The sequence below is a fragment of the Nostoc sp. UCD121 genome (genome assembly GCF_014222285.1).
Taxonomy (GTDB): Bacteria; Cyanobacteriota; Cyanobacteriia; order Cyanobacteriales; family Nostocaceae; genus Nostoc.
In genome coordinates, this window is sequence record NZ_JACKZS010000473.1 from 1 (window position 1) to 1,219 (window position 1,219).

Genomic DNA, 1,219 nt, shown 5'->3' on the forward strand with positions numbered 1-1,219 from the left:
ATAAGAGCAACTGTGAGTAGCATCATTATAATTAGCCTCAAGGCAATTCTCCGCATTTTCTAATCTACCAACTGGTCCTTTGATTTCAATTATTGTTATTTGTTCACCTTCAGCTTCAATAATTTTTTCTACTCTTGATTCTGGTAGGTTTTCGGGAGAGAGCGAATCTATTGATAAGCCTGTATCTACAACAATATTTGATAAATGATAAATTGATTTACATCCATCATCTGTACAAAATACTAAACAATTATTCCTAACGTAAATCTCAGTAATTCTCATTGTATAAATCCATGTTTTGATGATCTGATTGTATAAAAATTCAAAATCTCCATTTTGTCACTTCAGACGCGGCCAAATTCTTTGTGCTGGATGCCACCCGGAATCAAGCACCATCTATTTTGGCTTTCTAATGCGTTATTTTTGCAAGATTTAGCATTGGGGCATTTATCAGCAGGAATGCCAGTGAGCATTTCACAATCTAAAAATTGCCAACATCCTTCATTGCTTGTGCTTTGAGTTTTGCGTTTAGGCATAATTCCGGAGTAGTCATTAGTCATTAGTCATTGGTCATTCAAAATTAACAAATAAAGATAATTGTTTTTTAATCATTGATATGTCATTGGAAAAATCTTTTTTTAATGATTTTAGCCTTGAAAGAGAACCACAAACATAATCATTTAGGTCATTTGGGTTGCCTGCCTCATCCAATTCCTCTTTTAAATCTTCTAGTAAATCAATAGCTTGATCAATCTTGCTCAGGTTTTCACCAAAATTAGTCAGGTGGTAGGAGATGGTGTTTAACCGATTGGTTACTACTGATTCAATATGCTGAGTCATAATTCCCTTTTCGTCACTTGATGGATAATCTTGTTTTATTGTTTTTCAGTGCGATGGCTGATGCTTTACCTAAGTGGTTGATTACCCTTATTTTGTTGGTGCAGAGTAGTATGTATTCTCTGCACCAAGGATGGTATGTTTTGGCAAAAGTATTTTTTTATTATCACACTTAGTGAGTTATATGCTGAAATTATTCAGAAAAATTTGGTAGGCTTTTTAACGCTAATTGTGCCACAATTTCTGCACGTTGTGACGTTACTTTTTGATACCGTAATGTTGTCTGAATGCTTTCATGTCCCATGAGCGCCCTGAGTTCTTCAATCCCCATTAATCCCACTCGCTCTGTAGCAAAAGTGTGCCGTAGGTCGTGAATACGAAT

General features: G+C 35.3%; 4 protein-coding genes. All 4 read right to left on the reverse strand.

The features are described 5' to 3' along the window. Positions 1-282, reverse strand: a 282-nt coding sequence (locus GNF10_RS36965) for a hypothetical protein (protein WP_185607500.1), incomplete at its 3' end; no start/stop codon positions are given. Between the two features lie 62 nt (positions 283-344). Continuing rightward, positions 345-560 carry a hypothetical protein gene (locus GNF10_RS36970; protein ID WP_185592562.1) on the reverse strand — a complete coding sequence of 72 codons (216 nt, stop codon included), beginning with the start codon at positions 558-560 and terminating at the stop codon, positions 345-347. A gap of 10 nt (positions 561-570) precedes the next feature. Continuing rightward, on the reverse strand, positions 571-840 hold the full coding sequence (locus GNF10_RS36975) for a hypothetical protein (protein ID WP_185580671.1): 270 nt from the start codon (positions 838-840) through the stop codon (positions 571-573). A gap of 190 nt (positions 841-1,030) precedes the next feature. After that, positions 1,031-1,219, reverse strand: a 189-nt coding sequence (locus tag GNF10_RS36980; protein WP_185607501.1) for a tyrosine-type recombinase/integrase, incomplete at its 5' end; no start/stop codon positions are given.